This window comes from Bifidobacterium callitrichos (genome assembly GCF_008698085.1).
GTDB classification, from domain to species: domain Bacteria; phylum Actinomycetota; class Actinomycetes; order Actinomycetales; family Bifidobacteriaceae; genus Bifidobacterium; species Bifidobacterium callitrichos.
Genome location: NZ_RZJP01000002.1, coordinates 40,924 through 59,454 on the forward strand (window position 1 = coordinate 40,924; position 18,531 = coordinate 59,454).

An 18,531-nucleotide genomic window follows, 5' to 3' on the forward strand; every position below is an offset into this window, starting at 1 on the left:
TGTTTTATGCAGACACTTCGGGATTCGGACACCCATGCCGGTTCGGCCCTCGGCGTATGCGCGATGCACGTTCGTCGTACGCACCGCATACTTCGCGCACGCCACGCACGCGCATGGACCGCGGCGGCAGTCTCGCTCGCCATGATCGCCTCACTTTCCGGCTGCGCCTCCGGTCTGCCCCATCTTCAGGCTCAGGTCGACGACGCCACCACATTGAGCGCCTGCGAAAGCGCCTATCTGGCCGCCACCTCCGGAAAGGAAGAAGCCGATGCCCGCCCGGTGATGATGCGCTACCTCGCCGCCCGCACCGCCGCCGATGCGTGGACCGACGTGGCCGTCAACTGCACGGGGCGATTCGCCGAGGGCACGCTTCATGCCGCACAGGCGTCGTATACCGCACAGCAGCTGGCCTCCCGATTGGGATTGCCCGAGCTCTCCCCCGCCACCGTTGACTACGGCGACGTCGTGAAGCTGGATATCGCCGACAAAGCACTCGACGCGATCGCCCTGGCCGAGGATCGCGCCGGATTCTCCATCGAGGTCCTCGCCGCCCGCAAGGTGAACGGCGCCACGCTCGCGATGTCCGATAACCACAAGACCGCCGCACAGCACCTGTTCTCGCTCTCCGGCACGGACAAGGACCCGCGCCGCAAGGTCTACACCGTCAACGATCTGATCAGTCACCCCGATTCGATCAGCGATCCCGCCACGGGAATCACCGCGAACACCGTCTCCGTCGTGGAGATGAATTGCGCCCGCGAATATCTCGACGCGATCAGCGGAGCCATCGGCGAATCCACGTCATCCGGTGAATCCACTACGGGCAACGAATCGGACGCCGCGATCCGCGCCTCGGCCAAGACCCTGAAATGGCTGTCCCGAGTCACAACGGCCCGCGCCTGGCGCGCCTTCGACCTCGGCTACCCCACCTTCGACGCCGCCCTGTTCAGCTGACCGGCTGACATAGCATCCCTGACACTCAACATCCCCTAACCCCTCGCGCGCTCTCTCCTCAGCGTCACGTTTTCCCGAAACTCGTCCATTGTGCGGGAATATGTGACTCTGGCCATTTCTCAGCGTCACATATTCCCGAGATCGCCCCCATACCTCGGGAAAACGTGACGCTGGTCCTTACTCAACGTCACATATTCCCGCGCAATGGACGAATTTCGGTAATTAGTGCCGCTCAGAACGTCGGGATTCACTTATGTCCAGTTCGCGGTCGCCCTGAATCGGTCTTGGCTGCGCTGAATCCCCCCGCAGGCACGCACAGACTGCCGTGCACCGTGATATGCTTCATCTTGAACCCTTTGTTGATTATGAGCGCAGGCCGGTAATCAACGCTAAGGCCCGATGCTGCAAACGTCGGGCCTTTTTCATATCGGCTTTCGCCGATCGGCCCGTCATATCAACGGGGACGCCGCATGGTACGGCGTCGCGCCTCAGTAGCAGCACAACACCGCACACACACGCCTTCTGACGCGCTCACCGGCCATTTGGAGATGCGGTGCGGGAATGCCCCTTAAACCACGAAAACAGCAGAAACATCTAAAAAGGGTTCCGAGTGAATCACTCGGAACCCTCAAGGGCGGATGAAGCGAGATTCGAACTCGCGGAGGGGGTTGCCCTCACACGCTTTCGAGGCGTGCTCCTTAGACCGCTCGGACATTCATCCACATGCTGCGTGAAAACGCAACCTGTTCATTATAAGCCTCTGCGTGCGACGCGCAAGTCGGCGCGTCGCGTTCCGCCAAACACTGCACTAGCCGCATTGACTACCCCTCAGACCCGCTTCGCGGGCCAGCTCGTCCCGCAATTACGGACGCGCTACGCGCGCATTCTGCCAGCTCGCCTGTCGGCTCGCACGTTGCCTACAAACAGCTCCGCTGTTTGCTTCACGGCAACGTCCTGACAAGGGGAGCTGAGAATATGATCCCACCGTCGCCTACAGCGTCTGCTCGTGGACCGAGGCGTTGACCCACTGCGACTGCTGGACGTTGTATCCGGAGAAGATGCCGATGTCGAGCATGCAGTCGCGGTAATCGCGTCCGTGGGCGATCGTGATGTAGTTGTCGTCGACCATGCGGTTGTGCGTCGGGTCGAGTCCGATCCAACGATGCCCCTGATACACCTCCACCCACGCGTGGGTGGCCCCCTCACCGCCGAGCAGACCGGCGATGTAGCGTGCGATCAGCCCGCAGTGGCGGCACACGGACAGCATCACATGCGCATAGTCCTGACATACGCCCTTGCGCTGGGCGAGCGCCTCCTCGGCGGTGGTGCGGATCGTGGTGGACCCGGGCGTGTAGACGAACGCCTTGTACACCTCATCCATGATCTCGCGCGCCTTGTCGACCGGCGACGCATCCTCGGGCAGTGCCTCGAGCCGGCGACGGCAGATATCGGTCAGAGCCTCGACCGCGGGCCCGGGGATCGTCAGTGCCGAGTCGAAACGGTACAGCGGCTTGTAGATCTCCGTCTTGATGTGCTCGTTGTCGACGAACGCGATGCCGGTCACCTTGTAGTTGAACACATCATGGGGCTCGGCGATGTAGCCGGTCTTCACCACCGAATCGAAGGAGTCGATGGTGGTCTCCAGCTCCACCTCGGGCTCGATGTCGATCTCCACGTCGACGACCTGCTGACGCGGGCCCGTCGCGGGAATGCACCGCAGCTGGAAACGGTGATCGGTGACGGGCGAGCTGAAGCTGAGCTTCATCTCGTAGTCAAACACCAGTTTTTTCATGAATCAGGGCTCCGTAAGATGTGATGAATCTCTTTCCACCTTACCAGCTTCGTCTCGGTTCACGGACGGCGCGCGTCCATATTCATCGCGCTGAACGATCCCGGATCCTTGCGATCACCGGTGATCGAACGCTTGCCGAAGTCGTCGAGGAACTCCTGCAGCCGAGCCGTCAGCTCGGGGTAGCCGCGCTGCGGCAGCTGGCCGAGGAGCCAGCCGACGCCCTCGGCGAAGCACTGCGGTAGCGGCATGCCGTCCAGCGCATGCGAGTACGAGCTGAGCTTCCTCAACGGCGCCTCCATCTCCTCGATGGGCATGCCGAACCTCGTGTACAGGTCGAGGCGCTCGATGTACTTGCCGATGAAGATGAACGCCTTCAGCGTCATGTCGGCTGCCGAGTTCTCGATGCCGCCCCAGAAGGCCAGCATGTCGTCGGCGATGTCACGCTGGGAGTAGATGTCCGAGGAGCTGGCGGAGCGTTCGGCGGCGTTGGTAATGTTCGTCACCGCCAGTTCGACGTACTGCAGCAGACGCGACGACAGCTCGGGGCGCAGCACGACCGCGTTGTTGAACGCGGAGACGATGGCGCTGCGCACCGAATCGGGGTTCGTGCCGTCGTAGAGGAACGAGTGGATGAACGTATCGAAGTCCTCGAAGTCCTCGGGCAGGTCGAGCGCGCGGGCGAAGGGACGGAAAGCATCCGGATTGTCGTCCATCACGCGGTCGTAGAACGGGTAGAACTGGACCAGCGTGGTGAACGCACGCTCGGTGTAGCGGCCCAGCCAGTACAGGTTGTCGGCCTTGGACGCGGTGACCAGCTGCAGCGAATGCTTGCGCGCATGCGGCATGAGGTTGACCGATTCGATCTCCTCGCCGTGGTTCGGGATCGTACGGTTCTTGGGAGCGAGCACCCACGTGTCCTTGAAACCGCCGCCCTGGGAGGAGTTGACGATCATCTGGCCGGGCACCGACGAGTACCGCGTCAGGCCCGAATACCATACATGCGTGTTCTGGCCGGTCACGACGAACGCGCGCAGATCGGCCTTGCGCGGACTGTGCTCACCGGTGGCCGGGTCGACCACGTCGATGTCGCGGAACTGGATGATCTCCTGCGCGATGAAACGGCGCGGATCCTCCTTGATACGGTCGGCGAGCTCCTCGCGATGCTCCTTGTCGAGGTCACGTCCGAACACCACACCGTATCCGCCGGCCTCGGCCACGTCCTTGATGACGAGTTCGTCCATGCGGCTCAGGACCTCCTTGCGGTCCTTCTCGAACATAGGCATGTAGGTGGGCGCATTGTGCAGGATCGGCTCCTCGTCCAGATAGTACTTGATCATCTGGGGCACGAAGTAGTAGATCGCCTTGTCGTCGGCGGCGCCGTTGCCCGGCGCGTTGACGATGGCCACGTTGCCGGCGCGATATGCGGACAGGAGCCCCGGCACGCCGATCACGGAGTCGGGGTTGAACGCGAACGGATCGAGATAGTCGTCGGCGAGACGACGGTAGACGACGCCGACGCGATGGCGGTTGCCGGCGTAGTCGAGGAAGAACAGCTTGTTCTCCATGACCTCGAGATCCTCGGGGAAGGCGAGCGTGGCTCCGGTCTTCTCGGCGAGGTACGCGTGTTCGAAGAACGCGGAGTTGTAGCGTCCCGGCGTGAGCACCACGGCGATGCCCTCGGTGGAGACGAAGTCCATGGCCTTGCGCAGCAGTCGCGGATAGTCGCGGTTGTCGCGCACGCGCACCTCGCGGAACAGGCGCGGGTTGGCTCGACGTTCGATGTCACGGGCGAACAGCGGGTAGCTGGCACCGGAAGGAATGCGCAGATTGTCCTCAAGCACCCACCAGCGGCCGTCCTCCCCCTGTACGAGGTCCTCGCCGGCGATGTGCGCGAACACGCCGGCCGGCGGAGTCACGCCGTTGACCTGCGGATAATAACCCGCGGACGTGTAGACGAACTCCTCGGGGACGACGCCGTCGTGGATGATGTTCTTGTCCGAATAGATGTCCTTCAGGTAGGCGTTGAGCGCGTTGACGCGCTGCTTGAGACCGGCTTCCAGCTCGTCGAACTCGTCGGATTCGATGATGCGCGGAATCGGATCGTAGGGGAACAGCCGGTCATGGTATTCGCCGTTCTTGTACACGCCGAAACGCACGCCGTTGCGGGCCAGTTCACGATTGATGCCCTCTCGTCGTTCCACCAGTTCCGCAGCCAGCTTTTGCGCCGCCGATTCGATCATCGTGCCACTTCCTTGCAATCTTGAGGTTGTGCTCCAGGCTTCTCGCCGATATGACGACTAACGTATGCGGACCCCGTTTCGGCAAACGCGCTGGAATGTTACGAATGCGTCACCGCTCTTGCGTGTCGCTCGTCCCTGAAGTACCGGTATCGGGCAGCGTACGTACGGCGCGAATCGCCTGCGCCCGACTGGCGAGCAGATCGTCCGCCGGATAGGCGACGTGTTCGAGCGTCAATCCCTGCGGGGCGATCGGTCCGGTGGATCCCTCGCGCTTCGGTGTGGCCATCTTGCCGAGGAACCAGTCGAGATCGCGTTTGCCGATGCCGACCTGCACGCATGCGTTGACCAGGGAGCGCACCATGTTGCGGGCGAACGCGTCGGCCACGATCGTGAAGCACACGAGTCCCGATTCGAGCGTGGGCACGATATACGCGCCCGATGTCATCGCGCCCGATGTCACCGTGTCCGACAGCCCCTCATCCGGGATGAGCGGCCGGAATGGCACGCGCGTCCAGAAGGCGCGTTTGACTTCGCGGATCGTCGTTCCTCCCGGATTCGGCGTGGCGAAGGAGCCGAAGTCATGCAGTCCGATCGTGGCGGCCGCCGCCCGGTTCATCGCGTCGAGATCGAGATCGTCGTCGATGTGCAGCACGCATCCGGCCAATCGCGGATCGACCTCGCTGCTGCGGTCGGCGATGCGATAGACGTACGTGCGTTCCAGTGCGGAGAATCGCGCGTCGAACCCCGCAGGCGCCACGCCGATGCGATGGACGGCGATGTCATGAGGCAGCAATCGCTGCAGGCGATGTTCGAGCGCGGTGGTCGCCGGCACCTGCATGTGTCCGACGGCGCGTTCCAGCACGGCCGGTGAGATGTCGAGATGGCAGACCTGATGGCTGGCGTGCACGCCGGTATCCGTACGTCCGGCCACGACCAGTCGCAGCGGCTCATCGGGGTCGTTCGCCTCGACGTGGAGGATACGGTGCAACGCGGTTTCGATCTCGCCCTGCACGGTGCGAATCGCGGGCTGCGTCGCCCATCCGAAGAAGGCGCCGCCGTCGTACGCCAGATCGATGCGCAACCGTATTCTGCATGTTTCGTTCGTCGTCTCGCTCATGGGTCCCAAGATACCGCACGGCGGAGCGTTCGTGATTGCCGGCTTGGGCACATGACACGTGACTTGGCTTGTACCATCACACGCCTCACACGCCTCACATGCCGTCTCACGCCGTCTCACGGCCAGACGGGCGGCATATATACGACGAGGACCGAAACCCCTTTGCGGGATTTCGGTCCTCGAATCGCGTTATCGAGCGCTCGGTGTCGAACGACTCACTCGGCCTGCTCGGCGGCGGTCTCCTCGACCGGAGCCTGCTCGGCGGGAGCCTCAGCAGCCGGGGCCTCCTCGGCCGGAGCGGCGACCTTGGTCGCGGCCTCGGCTTCCTTCACGACGGCCTGCTTGGCGCTCACCGGCTCGGTGACGAGCTCGATGATGGCGGCCGGAGCGGCGTCGCCCTTGCGCGGGGCGATCTTCACGATGCGGGTGTAGCCACCCTCACGCTGCTCCATCTGCTCGGCGATCTGGGTGAACAGCACGTGCACGACGGACTTGTTGCGGATGACGCGCATCACGCGGCGGCGAGAGTGCAGATCACCGCGCTTGGCGAAGGTGACCAGACGCTCAGCCAGCGGACGAAGGCGCTTGGCCTTCGGCAGCGTGGTGACGATGCGGCCGTTCTGGAACAGGCTGGTGGCCATGTTCGCGAGCATCAGACGCTCGTGCGCCGGGCTGGAAGCCAGACGCGGGCCCTGCTTAGGTGTGGGCATAGTAACTCCTTATTGGCAGGGCCGGTTCAGGTGGGCAGTGGCCCGAACGTCCGAACCGGTCCCGTGATTGGTCGAACTGCGGCTAACGGGTTCTCACTCGTCCTCAGGCGAGAAGAAGGTGCCGCCTTCGAGATTGTTGGTATCGAAGCCACCAAGCGGCGAGGCCTTGAGTGACATACCCAGGGACTGGAGCTTCTCCTTGACTTCGTCAATGGACTTCATACCGAAATTGCGGATATCGAGCAGATCCTGCTCAGTGTGGGAGACCAGCTCGCCGATGGTGTGGATACCCTCGCGCTTGAGGCAGTTGTAGCTGCGCTGCGTGAGGTTGAGATCCTCGATCGGCACGGCGAGTTCGGGGTTGGACTCCTCCACCACCGGAGCGGGGCCGACCTCGACGCCTTCAGCCTGGGTGTTCAGCTCACGGCACAGGCCGAAGAGCTCCACCAAGGTGGAACCGGCGGAAGCCACCGCATCACGCGGGGAGATGGCCGGCTTGGTCTCCACGTCCAGGATGAGCTTGTCGAAATCGGTGCGCTGTTCGACACGCGTCGCCTCGACCTTGTAGCTCACCTTGAGCACAGGGGAATAGATGGAGTCGACCGGAATGCGGCCGATCTCATCGGTATCCTGCTTGTTCATCGCCGCCGGCACGTAGCCACGGCCGCGCTCGACGGTGAACTCGATCTCGAGTTCGCCGTCCTCGGCGAGGGTGGCGATATGCATATCAGGGTTGGCGATGGTCACACCGGCAGGCGGGGTGATGTCACCGGCGGTGACTTCGCCCTTCCCGCTCTTGCGCAGATACATCACGACAGGTTCGTCGTACTCGCTGGTGAGCACGATGCCCTTGACGTTGAGCAGAATCTCAGTGACGTCCTCCTGGACACCCGGCAGAGTGGTGAACTCATGCAGAGCACCGGAGATACGCACCGACGTCACAGCGGCACCCGGGATCGAGCTCAGCAGGGTTCGACGCAGCGAGTTGCCAAGCGTGTAGCCGAAGCCCGGTTCGAGCGGCTCGATGGTGAAGCGAGAACGCTGAGGGGTCAGCGATTCCTCGGTAAGAGTCGGACGCTGTGCAATAAGCACTGTGGTATCCTTTCAGCTTCTGACCGGTGGTGCACTCACCGGGCATAAAGCGGGTTGGATGAATATTGTCTAGTAGTGCTCAGACGCGACGACGCTTCGGGGGACGAACGCCGTTGTGTGCCTGCGGGGTGACGTCGGTGATGGAACCAACTTCAAGGCCAGCGGACTGCAGGGAGCGGATCGCGGTCTCACGACCGGAACCCGGGCCCTTGACGAAGACGTCGACCTTCTTCAGACCATGCTCCATCGCCTTGCGGGCGGCGGACTCGGCGGCCATGCCAGCGGCGTACGGCGTGGACTTACGGGAGCCCTTGAAACCGACATCGCCACCGGAAGCCCAGGACACCACGGCGCCCGACGGGTCGGTGATCGAAATGATCGTGTTGTTGAATGTAGACTTGATGTGAGCCTGGCCGACCGGGATCGACTTGCGATCACGACGACGGGGCTTACGAGCGGCTTGCTTAGGCGCTGCCATTGACCCTCGTTTCCTTGTAACGAACTTATTGTTGTGAAATGGTGATTCGGGCGATGGGTGTGACCCCGTGGCCCGAATCGGAGCCACCTACTACTTGGTGGCCTTCTTCTTTCCGGCAACCGTACGCTTCGGGCCCTTGCGGGTACGGGCGTTGGTCTTGGTGCGCTGACCGCGCACAGGAAGTCCCTTACGGTGACGCTGGCCTTGGTAGCAGTTGATCTGAATCTTACGGCGAATGTCCGCGTCGATCTCACGACGCAGGTCACCCTCGATCTTGTAGTTGCCCTCGAGGTAGTCACGCAGCGTGATCAGCTGCTCGTCGGTAAGATCCTTGACGCGGATGTCCGGGTTGATACCGGTCGCGGCAAGCGTTTCCTTGGCACGAGTGCGACCCACACCGAAAATGTAGGTGAGGGCGATCTCGATGCGCTTCTCATTGGGGATGTCGACTCCGGCAAGACGTGCCATTGCGATTCCTTCTTGTTAACGTAGGTCTTGCACCCATTCGTCCGGTTCCCCGGCACGGGCCTACGTGCCCGTGGTTCAGTGTCGTTCCCTTGCGGGAAGCACTGTGAATAAGTGCCTGATTAGTGCCGCTGGAGAATCTTCTCTCAGCCCTGACGCTGCTTGTGGCGCGGGTTGGAGCAGATCACCATGACGCGGCCGTGACGACGGATCACGCGGCAGTTCTCGCAGATCCTCTTCACACTAGGGCTGACCTTCATGGTTTTCCTTTGCTTGTACCTTTACTTATAGCGGTACGTAATGCGTCCGCGGTTGAGATCATACGGGCTCATCTCGAGCACGACACGATCCTGCGGAAGGATTCGGATGTAGTTCTTCCTCATCTTGCCGGAGATGGTGGCCAGCACGATGTGCTTGTTCTCGAGTTCAACGCGGAACATCGCGTTCGGCAGCGCTTCGACTACCCTACCTTCGACTTCAATCACACCGTCTTTTGCCATTACTCCCGCTTCCACTCCTCGGTTGCATTACATGTGTATCCAAAGACACACCAAACTACTAGAATACACACAAGCCGGACATGCGACACATGGGTGTGTCGCATGTCCGGCTTGTGTGTGACATGTGCTAGTCGTCAGCCGTCGACTGGCTGAACATCATGTTCAGCGGGCGTCGAGCGCAGCGACGATGCTGGCCTGAATCGCGTCAATCTCGCCGACGCCATCGATCTCGACCAGCTGACCGCGGGACTTGTAGGTGTCCAGCAGCGGAGCGGTCTCCTTGGCATAGGTGGCCAGACGCTTGGCGATGGCCTCCGGGTTGTCGTCGGTGCGGCCCTGCTCCTCGGCGCGCTTGGCGATGCGCTGCATGAGCACATCGTGATCGGCGTCAAGCGCCACAACGGCATCGAGCGGGGTGCCGAGCTCCTCAAGCATGACATCCAGCGCCTCGACCTGGGCCGCGTTGCGCGGATATCCGTCGAGGATCCAGCCGTTCTTCGCATCGTCCTGAGCGAGACGATCCTTGACGATGGAGTTGGTCAGCTCGTCCGGAACCAGCTCGCCCTTGTCGGTGTAGGCGATGACCTTGAGGCCGAGCTCGGTCTTGCCCTTGATATTGGCGCGGAAGATATCGCCGGTGGAGATCGCCGGGATGCCGTAATGCTCGGCGAGCAGCGCGGCCTGGGTGCCCTTGCCGACGCCCTGCGGGCCCATGATAAGAAGACGCATGTCAATCCTTCCTAATGTTGCCTAATGGTTGATTGCGAATGACTCCGACTGGCATCTGCCAGACGAGTGTCAGCCTTCCTTGTGGTCGGTGTTCTCGAACAGGAATCCGGCGTACTGGAACTGCTCGGTCTGGGCCTTGGCCTGACGCAGCGTGTCAAGACCGACGCCCGCGATGATCAGGATGGTGGTGCCACCGAACGGAAGCTGGGTGTTGAGGCCGAGCGCCATGATGAGCACGGTCGGGATGAGCGCGACGAACAGCAGGTAGACGGCACCCACGGTGTTCAGGCGGTTCATGACGTAGCTCAGGTAACGGCTGGTGGCGTTGCCCGCACGGATGCCCGGGATGAAGCCACCGTACTGCTTCATGTTGTCCGCGGTCTCGTCCGGGTTGAACGTGATCTCGGTGTAGAAGAAGCAGAAGAACACGATCATCAGCGCGTACAGCGCGATGTACCAGATGCTGGTGGTGTTCGCCAGGTTGCTGTTGATCCACTTGACCCAGCTCTGGTCCGACTTGCCGAACTGCGCGATGAGGGTCGGGATGGCGAGGATCGACGAGGCGAAGATCGGCGGGATGACGCCGGACATATTGATCTTCAGCGGCAGGTAGGTGGAGGAGCCGCCGTACATCTTGCGGCCGATCATGCGGCGAGTGTACTGCACGGGGATACGACGCTGGCACAGCTCGACGAAGTCGACGAAGATGAGGATGACGACAAGCACGGAGACGACAATGGCGAACTTGGCCCAGTCGCCGTCGGTGCCGTTGGTGCCCCAGCCGATCTCCCACAGCTGCGGCAGGAAGCCGGAGCAGATGGACATGAAGATGAGCACGGACATGCCCTGACCGATGCCCTTGTCGGTGATGAGCTCGGCCATCCACATGATCAGGCCGGTGCCACCGGTCATGATGAGGACCATGACGATGAGGTTCCACACCGATCCGTCGGGGATGACCTGCGAGCAGGCGTAGTTGAACAAGGCGCCGGAGCGGGCGGTCACCAGGATGGTGGTGGACTGCAGCACGGCCAGACCGATGGTCAGGTAACGGGTGTACTGCGTGAGCTTGGCCTCACCGGATTGGCCCTCCTTGTGCAGGGCCTCGAAACGCGGGATGACCACACGCAGCAGCTGAACCACGATGGATGCGGTGATGTACGGCATCACACCCAGCGCGAAGATGGACAGCTGCAGCATGGCGCCGCCGGAGAAGAGATTCACCAGTCCGATGAAGTTCTCCTGGCTGCCCTGCAGGGTGGTCAGACACTTTTGCACGACGGTGAAGTCCACGCCCGGGGTGGGGATGAACGAACCGATGCGGTAGATAATGATGATGAACAGAACGAAGAGGATCTTCTTCCTCAGTTCCTTCGTCTTCAAGGCCTGGATTAACGTCCTCACCTGAAATCCTCCCATACCGCGCCCCATGGCGCGTACACATACAAGCACGTTTTTGAACGCTAGCGCAACAGCATATCCTACCGTGCCTACTTAATGTCAATGGACCGGCCCATCGGCCCCAAAACTTGAGACATGTATGACATGACAAGGGACATGACAAACCATGGAACATGACAATGACCCCTCCGCCCGGATGGGCGAAGGGGTCATTGATCACATCATGTGTTCCGCGGAACCGATTGCGATCAGTCCTCGGAGATGCTGCCGCCGGCGGCCTCGATCTTGGCCTTGGCGGAAGCGGAGGCCTTCACGCCCTTGAGCGTGAACTTGGCGGAGGTCTCGCCCTCGCCAAGGACCTTCACCGGCTGGTTGGCGCGCACGGCACCCTTAGCCACGAGGTCGGCAACGGTCACCTCGCCACCCTCCGGGAAGATCTCGGCGAGCTTGGCGATGTTGATGACCTGGAACACCGTACGGAACGGGTTCTTGAAGCCACGGAGCTTCGGAAGGCGCATGTACAGCGGGAGCTGGCCACCTTCAAAGCCCGGACGCACGTTCGTGCGCTTGGTCTGGCCCTTGAAGCCACGACCCGCGGTCTTACCCTTGGAGCCCTCACCACGACCGACACGAGTGCGGTCCTTCTTGGCGCCCGGGGCAGGCTTCAGATCGTGCATCTGCAGGATTTCGTTGTCTGCCATAATCAGTCGACCTCCTCGACAGTGACCAGGTGACGCAGAGCGTTCACCATGCCACGCACGGCCGGGGTGTCCTCACGGACGACCGTCTGACCGATCTTGCGCAGGCCCAGAGTCTGAGCGGTAGCGCGCTGGTTCGGCTTACGGTTCACGAGACCGTGATGCAGCGTAATCTTCAGGTTCTTGGCCATACTCACTCACCGTCCTTCGCTTCGGCGGCCTTGGCGGCCTGAGCCTCTTCGCGAGCCTTGCGGGCCTCGGCGATGCCGAGAGCGCGGGAGCGCAGCAGGGCGTCCGGAGCGACTTCCTCGAGGGAAAGGCCACGACGGGCGGCGATCTCCTCCGGCTCCTCAAGCTGCTTGAGGGCGTCGACGGTCGCACGCACCATGTTGATTGCGGTCGGCGAGCCCATGGACTTGGACAGCACGTCGGTGATGCCGGCGCACTCCATGACGGCGCGGACCGGGCCACCGGCGATAACGCCGGTACCGGGGGCGGCCGGGCGCAGCAGGACGGTGCCCGCGGCGTCGTGACCGATCACCGGGTGGACAACGGTGCCACGAACGCGCGGCACGCTGAACATGTGCTTCTTGGCATCCAGCTGGCCCTTGGCGATAGCCGCCGGGACCTCACGGGACTTGCCGTAGCCAACACCCACGGTGCCGTTGCCGTCGCCGACCACCACGAGGGCGGCGAAGCTGAACGTACGACCACCCTTGTGGGTCTTGGACACGCGGTTGATCGTCACGACGCGATCGAGGAGCTCATCGCCCTTGTTCTCTTCGCGACGGTTGCGACGCTCACCACGACGGCCCTCACCGCGACGGCCACCACGGCCCTCGCCGCGACGGCCACCACGACGATCGTCGTTGGCGTTGTTCTCTTCAGCCGGAGCAGCCTGAGTGTTCTGAGTCTCTTCAGCCACTTGGGTTTCCTTCATTTCTTCGCTCACAGTGCCAGACCTCCCTCACGGGCGCCCTCGGCGACGGCGGCGACACGGCCGGTGTACTTGTTGCCACCACGGTCGAACACGACGGCCTCGATGCCAGCGGCCTTGGCCTTCTCGGCGATCAGCTCGCCGACCTTCTTGGCGGCCTCAACCTTGGTGCCCTCGAAACCGGCGAACTCGGCGGTCAGGGTCGAAGCGGACACGAGGGTCTTGCCCTGCGTGTCGTCGACGATCTGAGCAACCATGTGGCGGTTGGAACGGGTGACCACCAGGCGCGGACGCTCGGCGGTACCGGTGATGTGCTTGCGGATGCGGGCGTGGCGACGCAGGCGCGCAACCTTCTTGCCCTTGCCGAAAATAGTGACGCTCATATCACTTACCAGCCTTTCCAGCCTTGCGCAGAATATGCTCGTCGGCGTACTTCACACCCTTGCCCTTGTAGGGTTCCGGAGCGCGCAGCTTGCGGATGTTCGCGGCGACCTGACCAACGGACTGCTTGTCGATGCCCTCGACGACCACGTGGGTCGGGTCGGTCACCTTGAGCGTGATGCCCTCGGGCGGGTTGATGGTGATGGTGTGCGAGTAGCCGAGGAAGAACTCGATGCCCTGGCCCTTGGCGACGGCGCGGTAACCGGTGCCGACGATCTCAAGAGTCTTGGAGTAGCCATCGTGAACGCCCTTGACCATGCCGGCCATGATGGAGCGAGCCAGACCGTGCTTGGCACGGGTCGGACGCAGGTCGTCGCCAGCGGTAACGATGATCTCGTTGCCCTCGACGGTCGCGGTGATGCCCTCAGGCAGGACGTAGGAGTCGGAACCCTTGGCGCCCTTGGCCTCGAAGTTCTGACCGTCGATCTTGACCTCAACGCCAGCGGGGATGGCGATGGGGAGCTTACCAATATGCGATGCCATGTGTCAGCTCTCCTTTCTCACCACACGTAGGCGACGATCTCGCCGCCGATGCCTCGATCGAGGCATTCCTTCTGGGTCAGCAGTCCCGACGAGGTCGAGATGATGGCGATGCCAAGGCCGCCGAGCGGCATCGGCAGAGAGTCGGACTTGGCGTAGCGACGCAGGCCCGGCTTAGAAATGCGCTTGATGCCCTGGATGGAGCGTTCGCCGTTGGGGCCGTACTTGAGGGTGACCTCGAGGGTCTGACCGACCCTGGCCTCCTTCGCGGTGAAGTCCTTGATGTAGCCTTCGCGCTTGAGGATCTCGGCGATGTTCGCCTTGAACTTGGAGTACGGCATATCCACGGTCTCGTGCTTCGCCGCGCTCGCATTACGCAGACGCGTCAGCATGTCTGCGATCGGATCTGTCATTGTCATGTGGGCTAGTGCCCTTTCTCGCCGTGGTTTCCGCCGCCCGCTCCCCTATCGGGAGCTAGGCCGCGGACCTTCAGCGTCGATGTTTACCAACTGGACTTCGTAACGCCGGGGAGCTCGCCGCGGTGGGCCTTCTCACGAAGGCAGATGCGGCACAGGCCGAACTTACGGTACACGGAATGAGGACGACCGCAGACCTGGCAGCGCGTGTAGGCACGCACCTTGAACTTCGGCTTGCCGGCCGCCTTGTTCTTAAGAGCGGTTTTTGCCATATCAGTTCTCCTTGAAGGGGAAGCCAAGGTGCTTCAGCAGAGCGTAAGCTTCCTTGTCATCCTTGGTGCTGGTCACCACGGTGATGTCCATACCGCGCTGGTGATCGATCGAGTCGGGATCGATCTCGTGGAACATGGACTGCTCGGTGAGACCGAAGTTGTAGTTGCCCTGACCATCGAACTGGTGGCCGTTGATACCGCGGAAGTCGCGGATACGCGGCAGAGCCAGCGTCAGAAGACGATCGAGGAACTCCCACATGCGCTCGCCACGCAGGGTGACGTACGCGCCGATGGCCTGGCCCTCACGCAGGTGGAACTGCGCGACGGACTTCTTGGCCTTCGTGATCTTCGGCTTCTGGCCGGTGATCAGGGTGAGGTCCTTGACGGCGCCCTCGATGAGCTTGGAGTCACGCGCTGCAGCGCCGACGCCCATGGAGACGACGACCTTCTGCACACGAGCGACCTGCATCGGGTTGGAGTACTTGAACTCCTTCTCGAGCTCAGGGATGATCTGCTCGTTGTACTGCACCTTCAAGCGCGGGGTGGCCGGCGCTTCGACGGTAGTGGTGTCGGTCATGCCAGCTCCTTTCCGGACTTCTTGGCGACGCGCACGCGCACGGTCTTGACCTTGCCGTCACGCGCCTCTTCCTTCACGACGATGCCCACGCGGGTCGGCTGCTTGGTCTCCGGGTCGATGACCATCACGTTGGAGCGATGAATCGGGGCCTCGGTGGAGACGATGCCGGACTGCTGACCCTGCTGGGTCGCGCGAACGTGCTTCTTGACGATCTGAACGCCTTCGACGATCAGGCGGTCATCGGACAGCACGCGCTTGACGGTGCCTTCCTTGCCGCGGTCCTTACCGCGGATGACCTTCACCTGGTCGCCAGCCTTGATCTTGGCTGCCATTGTCAGATCACCTCCGGGGCGAGGGACACGATGCGCATGAAGCGCTTGTCGCGCAGCTCACGAGCAATCGGTCCGAAAATACGAGTGCCCTTCGGTTCACGGCCGGAGCCGAGAATGACGGCGGCGTTCTCGTCGAACTTGATGTAGGAGCCGTCAACACGACGGTACTCCTTGACGGTACGGACGACGACGGCCTTGACCACGTCGCCCTTCTTGACCGATCCGCCAGGGATCGCGTCCTTGACCGAGGCGACGATCACGTCGCCCAGGCCGGCATAGCGTCGCTTCGAACCACCGAGCACGCGAATGGCAAGGAGTTCCTTGGCACCCGTGTTGTCGGCGACATGAAGCCGCGTTTCCTGCTGAATCATTGATTCTCCTTAGCCGAGCTGGTTCTCCCCGCACACCGGGCGCGGTAGAGGAATAAGCACAGAATACCTATTCATACCGCGCCCGGTGGACGGCGAGCCTTGCCGAACTTGTTTTACTTGGCGCGCTCGATGATGGATTCGAGACGCCAACGCTTGGTCTTGCTCAGAGGCCGAGTTTCCATAATACTCACGAGGTCGCCAATCTGGGCCTCGTTGTGTTCATCATGGACCTTGACCTTCTTGGTGGTGCGGACGACCTTGCCGTACAGCGGGTGGGTCGAACGCTTCTCGAGCTCGACGGTGATGGTCTTGTCCATGGTATCGGACACGACGTAACCGCGACGAACCTTGCGGAAGTTACGCTCTTCAGCCATGATCACTTCTCCTTAGCGGTTTCAGTGGCGGCCGGCTCAACGGTGATGCCGAGCTGACGTTCGCGCAGCACGGTGTACATGCGGGCGATGTCACGCTTGACAGCCTTGAGGCGGGCGGTGTTCTCGAGCTGACCGGTCGCGTGCTGGAAGCGCAGGTTGAACAGCTCTTCCTTGGACTTCTTCAGGAAGCCCTCGATATCCGCGTTGGTCTTCTCATTGAGGTTCTTGATGGAGTACTCTTCGGTTCCGACTGCCATATCAGATGTCACCGCCTTCACGAGCAATCACACGGCACTTCATGGGGAGCTTATCGATGGCGCGGCGAAGAGCCTCGCGTGCGACATCCTCGGACACACCACCGATCTCGAACATGACGCGACCGGGGTGGATGTTGGCGATCCAGAACTCAGGCGTACCCTTACCGGAACCCATTCGGGCACCGAGGGCGTGCTTGGTCAGCGGGCGATCCGGGAAGATCGTGATCCACACGCGGCCACCACGCTTGATGTAGCGGGTCATGGCGATACGCGCGGCCTCGATCTGGCGGTTGGTCACGTAGGCCGGGGCCAGCGCCTGGATGCCGTAATCACCGAAGTTGATCTCGTTGCCGCCCTTGGACATGCCAGAACGGACCGGACGATGCTGCTTGCGGTACTTGGTCCTCTTTGGGATAAGCATTCTTGCTCACTCCTTCGTTTCCGTGGCGGCGGGAGCCTCGGCGGCTTCGGCCTTCGGAGCCTCAGCCTGCTGACGGCCGGCACCAGCGTTACGGTTGCCACGGCGCGGACGACGATCGCCACGACGGCCGGGGCGGTTGTTCTGCTGAGCCTGCTGCTCCTCGAACTCGCTTTCGGTCATATCGCCCTTGTAGATCCACACCTTGACGCCGATGCGGCCGTAGGTGGTCTTGGCCTCGAAGAAGCCGTAGTCGATCAGGGCGCGGAGGGTCTGCAGCGGAACGCGGCCCTCACGGTAGAACTCGGAACGGCTCATTTCCGCACCGCCGAGGCGGCCGGAGAGCTTGATGCGGATACCCTTGGCACCGGCGCGCATGGCGTCCTGCTGGGCCTTGCGCATGGCGCGACGGAAGGTGACGCGGTTGGTCAGCTGCTCCGCGATGCCCTGAGCGACGAGCTGGGCGTCCAGCGCGGCGTTCTTGACCTCGAAGATGTTGAGCTGGACCTGCTTGCCGGTCAGCTTCTCGAGCTTGGCGCGGACCTTCTCGGCCTCGGCGCCACGACGACCGATCACGATGCCCGGACGGGCGGTGTGGATGTCGACGCGGACGCGGTCACGGGTGCGCTCGATGACGATCTTGCTCACACCGGCGCGCTCGAGGTCCTTGTTCATCTCCTTGCGGATCTTGTCGTCCTCAAGCACGAAGTCGGAGTAACGCTCGCCGGCCTTGTTGGAGTCGGAGAACCACTTGGAGCGGTGGTTCTCAGTGATGCCAAGACGGTAGCCAAACGGATTGATCTTCTGACCCATCTTTAGCGGGCTCCTTCCTTGTTGGCGACGACGACCGTGATGTGGCTCGTGCGCTTGTTGATGCGAGCGGCACGGCCCTGGGCGCGGGCGCGGAAACGCTTGAGCGTCACGCCTTCGTCCACGTAGGTCTCCTTGATGTACAGGTCGTTCTCGCGGAACGGCTCGCCGGCCTTATCGGCCTGGAAACGAGCGTTGGCGATCGCGCTCTCGAGGACCTTGCGAACCGGCAGGGACGCGTCCTGAGGGGCGAACTTCAGAATGGTGACGGCTTCGGTCGCCTGCTTGCCTCGGATGAGGTTGACCATGCGACGAGCCTTGCGCGGCGTCACGCGGACGTGACGAGCGATTGCTTTAGCTTCCATAAGTCATGCTCTCCTTTAGCGGCGGGCCTTCTTGTCGTCCTTCACGTGACCCTTGAAGGTCTTCGTGGGGGCGAACTCACCGAGCTTGTGGCCGACCATCGCCTCGGTGACGAACACCGGGACGTGCTTGCGACCATCGTGAACAGCGAACGTGTGGCCGATGAAATCGGGGGTGATCATCGAACGGCGGGACCACGTCTTGATGACGTTCTTGGTGCCCTTCTCGTTCTGCTCGTCGACCTTCTTCTGCAAGTGGGCGTCGACGAAGGGGCCCTTCTTGATGCTACGAGTCATCTCTTCGAATC

The 18,531-nt window shown here is 62.2% G+C and carries 28 protein-coding genes and 1 tRNA gene; 1 reads left to right on the top strand and 28 read right to left on the bottom strand.

Annotated elements, in window-relative coordinates; translation table 11 throughout:
* The first annotated feature begins 6 nt into the window (after positions 1 to 6).
* Positions 7 to 954, top strand: a complete 948-nt coding sequence (locus EMB92_RS04780; protein WP_150393979.1) for a hypothetical protein — start codon at positions 7 to 9, stop codon at positions 952 to 954.
* Positions 955 to 1,589: 635 nt separating this feature from the next.
* Here the strand turns inward: EMB92_RS04780 and EMB92_RS04785 are convergent.
* The 28 genes from EMB92_RS04785 to rpsS form a co-directional block, all read right to left on the bottom strand.
* Positions 1,590 to 1,675 (bottom strand) — tRNA-Ser (locus EMB92_RS04785).
* A 270-nt stretch (positions 1,676 to 1,945) separates the two neighbouring features.
* Positions 1,946 to 2,746, bottom strand: a complete 801-nt coding sequence (locus EMB92_RS04790; protein ID WP_150393980.1) for a transglutaminase family protein — start codon at positions 2,744 to 2,746, stop codon at positions 1,946 to 1,948.
* 59 nt (positions 2,747 to 2,805) lie between these two features.
* A complete protein-coding gene (locus EMB92_RS04795) occupies positions 2,806 to 4,986 on the bottom strand; it encodes a circularly permuted type 2 ATP-grasp protein (protein WP_140444498.1) in 2,181 nt (726 codons plus the stop codon).
* Between the two features lie 109 nt (positions 4,987 to 5,095).
* Complete coding sequence (locus tag EMB92_RS04800; RefSeq protein WP_150393981.1) at positions 5,096 to 6,103, bottom strand: tRNA pseudouridine synthase A; 1,008 nt, start codon at positions 6,101 to 6,103, stop codon at positions 5,096 to 5,098.
* Positions 6,104 to 6,318: 215 nt separating this feature from the next.
* Positions 6,319 to 6,813, bottom strand: coding sequence for a 50S ribosomal protein L17 (rplQ, locus tag EMB92_RS04805; protein WP_107043731.1), 495 nt, complete (start codon positions 6,811 to 6,813; stop codon positions 6,319 to 6,321).
* Between the two features lie 93 nt (positions 6,814 to 6,906).
* Positions 6,907 to 7,905: a DNA-directed RNA polymerase subunit alpha gene (locus EMB92_RS04810; RefSeq protein ID WP_043164471.1), complete on the bottom strand. Its 999-nt coding sequence runs from the start codon at positions 7,903 to 7,905 to the stop codon at positions 6,907 to 6,909.
* A gap of 79 nt (positions 7,906 to 7,984) precedes the next feature.
* Positions 7,985 to 8,383: a 30S ribosomal protein S11 gene (rpsK, locus tag EMB92_RS04815; protein ID WP_043164473.1), complete on the bottom strand. Its 399-nt coding sequence runs from the start codon at positions 8,381 to 8,383 to the stop codon at positions 7,985 to 7,987.
* A 90-nt stretch (positions 8,384 to 8,473) separates the two neighbouring features.
* Positions 8,474 to 8,851: a 30S ribosomal protein S13 gene (gene rpsM, locus EMB92_RS04820; RefSeq protein ID WP_003808138.1), complete on the bottom strand. Its 378-nt coding sequence runs from the start codon at positions 8,849 to 8,851 to the stop codon at positions 8,474 to 8,476.
* Positions 8,852 to 8,994: 143 nt separating this feature from the next.
* Positions 8,995 to 9,108, bottom strand: a complete 114-nt coding sequence (rpmJ, locus tag EMB92_RS04825) for a 50S ribosomal protein L36 (RefSeq protein WP_043164480.1) — start codon at positions 9,106 to 9,108, stop codon at positions 8,995 to 8,997.
* A 21-nt stretch (positions 9,109 to 9,129) separates the two neighbouring features.
* The gene (infA, locus tag EMB92_RS04830; protein ID WP_004268611.1) at positions 9,130 to 9,348 is read right to left on the bottom strand and encodes a translation initiation factor IF-1; all 219 of its coding nucleotides are present in this window, start codon (positions 9,346 to 9,348) and stop codon (positions 9,130 to 9,132) included.
* A 162-nt stretch (positions 9,349 to 9,510) separates the two neighbouring features.
* Entirely contained in the window at positions 9,511 to 10,077 is a 567-nt protein-coding gene (locus EMB92_RS04835; protein WP_043164482.1) for an adenylate kinase, read from the bottom strand.
* Between the two features lie 69 nt (positions 10,078 to 10,146).
* Entirely contained in the window at positions 10,147 to 11,481 is a 1,335-nt protein-coding gene (gene secY, locus EMB92_RS04840) for a preprotein translocase subunit SecY (protein WP_150393982.1), read from the bottom strand.
* Between the two features lie 245 nt (positions 11,482 to 11,726).
* Entirely contained in the window at positions 11,727 to 12,179 is a 453-nt protein-coding gene (rplO, locus tag EMB92_RS04845; RefSeq protein ID WP_043164484.1) for a 50S ribosomal protein L15, read from the bottom strand.
* Between the two features lie 2 nt (positions 12,180 to 12,181).
* On the bottom strand, positions 12,182 to 12,367 hold the full coding sequence (gene rpmD / locus EMB92_RS04850; protein ID WP_043164486.1) for a 50S ribosomal protein L30: 186 nt from the start codon (positions 12,365 to 12,367) through the stop codon (positions 12,182 to 12,184).
* Positions 12,368 to 12,369: 2 nt separating this feature from the next.
* A complete protein-coding gene (gene rpsE / locus EMB92_RS04855; RefSeq protein ID WP_043164488.1) occupies positions 12,370 to 13,128 on the bottom strand; it encodes a 30S ribosomal protein S5 in 759 nt (252 codons plus the stop codon).
* A complete protein-coding gene (gene rplR / locus EMB92_RS04860) occupies positions 13,125 to 13,496 on the bottom strand; it encodes a 50S ribosomal protein L18 (RefSeq protein WP_043164490.1) in 372 nt (123 codons plus the stop codon). The genes rpsE and rplR overlap by 4 nt, the downstream gene beginning before the upstream one ends.
* A 1-nt stretch (position 13,497) precedes the next feature.
* Entirely contained in the window at positions 13,498 to 14,037 is a 540-nt protein-coding gene (rplF, locus tag EMB92_RS04865; RefSeq protein ID WP_150393983.1) for a 50S ribosomal protein L6, read from the bottom strand.
* Positions 14,038 to 14,054: 17 nt separating this feature from the next.
* Entirely contained in the window at positions 14,055 to 14,453 is a 399-nt protein-coding gene (gene rpsH, locus EMB92_RS04870) for a 30S ribosomal protein S8 (protein ID WP_043164495.1), read from the bottom strand.
* A gap of 83 nt (positions 14,454 to 14,536) precedes the next feature.
* The gene (locus EMB92_RS04875; protein WP_003814530.1) at positions 14,537 to 14,722 is read right to left on the bottom strand and encodes a type Z 30S ribosomal protein S14; all 186 of its coding nucleotides are present in this window, start codon (positions 14,720 to 14,722) and stop codon (positions 14,537 to 14,539) included.
* 1 nt (position 14,723) lies between these two features.
* On the bottom strand, positions 14,724 to 15,299 hold the full coding sequence (gene rplE / locus EMB92_RS04880; RefSeq protein WP_043164500.1) for a 50S ribosomal protein L5: 576 nt from the start codon (positions 15,297 to 15,299) through the stop codon (positions 14,724 to 14,726).
* Positions 15,296 to 15,631: a 50S ribosomal protein L24 gene (gene rplX / locus EMB92_RS04885; RefSeq protein ID WP_043164502.1), complete on the bottom strand. Its 336-nt coding sequence runs from the start codon at positions 15,629 to 15,631 to the stop codon at positions 15,296 to 15,298. The genes rplE and rplX overlap by 4 nt, the downstream gene beginning before the upstream one ends.
* Before the next feature lie 2 nt (positions 15,632 to 15,633).
* The gene (gene rplN, locus EMB92_RS04890; protein WP_043164503.1) at positions 15,634 to 16,002 is read right to left on the bottom strand and encodes a 50S ribosomal protein L14; all 369 of its coding nucleotides are present in this window, start codon (positions 16,000 to 16,002) and stop codon (positions 15,634 to 15,636) included.
* Positions 16,003 to 16,115: 113 nt separating this feature from the next.
* Positions 16,116 to 16,376, bottom strand: a complete 261-nt coding sequence (gene rpsQ, locus EMB92_RS04895) for a 30S ribosomal protein S17 (RefSeq protein ID WP_043164504.1) — start codon at positions 16,374 to 16,376, stop codon at positions 16,116 to 16,118.
* Positions 16,377 to 16,378: 2 nt separating this feature from the next.
* Positions 16,379 to 16,633, bottom strand: a complete 255-nt coding sequence (rpmC, locus tag EMB92_RS04900) for a 50S ribosomal protein L29 (RefSeq protein WP_043164506.1) — start codon at positions 16,631 to 16,633, stop codon at positions 16,379 to 16,381.
* A 1-nt stretch (position 16,634) separates the two neighbouring features.
* Positions 16,635 to 17,054, bottom strand: coding sequence for a 50S ribosomal protein L16 (rplP, locus tag EMB92_RS04905; protein ID WP_043164509.1), 420 nt, complete (start codon positions 17,052 to 17,054; stop codon positions 16,635 to 16,637).
* A gap of 6 nt (positions 17,055 to 17,060) precedes the next feature.
* Complete coding sequence (rpsC, locus tag EMB92_RS04910) at positions 17,061 to 17,864, bottom strand: 30S ribosomal protein S3 (protein ID WP_043164511.1); 804 nt, start codon at positions 17,862 to 17,864, stop codon at positions 17,061 to 17,063.
* A gap of 2 nt (positions 17,865 to 17,866) precedes the next feature.
* Positions 17,867 to 18,226, bottom strand: a complete 360-nt coding sequence (gene rplV, locus EMB92_RS04915; protein WP_107043735.1) for a 50S ribosomal protein L22 — start codon at positions 18,224 to 18,226, stop codon at positions 17,867 to 17,869.
* A 15-nt stretch (positions 18,227 to 18,241) separates the two neighbouring features.
* Complete coding sequence (gene rpsS / locus EMB92_RS04920) at positions 18,242 to 18,520, bottom strand: 30S ribosomal protein S19 (protein ID WP_003814508.1); 279 nt, start codon at positions 18,518 to 18,520, stop codon at positions 18,242 to 18,244.
* Positions 18,521 to 18,531 lie beyond the last annotated feature (11 nt).